This window comes from Cognatundibacterium luofuense, assembly GCF_018139685.1.
GTDB classification, from domain to species: domain Bacteria; phylum Pseudomonadota; class Gammaproteobacteria; order Burkholderiales; family Burkholderiaceae_D; genus Undibacterium; species Undibacterium luofuense.
In genome coordinates this window covers 1-281 of the sequence record NZ_JAGSPN010000658.1, presented here as the reverse complement: position 1 = coordinate 281, position 281 = coordinate 1, and the positions used below count along the sequence as shown (strand labels likewise).

Annotated in this window: 1 protein-coding gene; it reads left to right on the top strand. The window is 37.4% G+C overall.

What is annotated here, in order from left to right; translation table 11 throughout:
* On the top strand, nucleotides 1-281 hold a 281-nt coding region (locus KDM89_RS22070), incomplete at both ends, for a polysaccharide biosynthesis protein (RefSeq protein ID WP_230428029.1).

Here is a 281-nt window from a genome sequence, read left to right as displayed (position 1 = left end):
ACTTTATTCGATGGTAAAGTGCTACTCATTACAGGAGGAACTGGCTCTTTTGGGAACGCTGTCTTGAGGCGGTTTTTAAAGTCAAACCTGCGTGAAATTCGAATTTTAAGTCGAGATGAAAAAAAACAAGATGATTTGCGCAAGTATTATAACGATCCAAAATTAAAATTTTATATTGGTGATGTCAGGGATTATCAATCTGTATTAAATGCGGTTCGCGGAGTTGATTATATTTATCATGCTGCTGCTTTGAAGCAAGTCCCATCCTGCGAATTCTATCC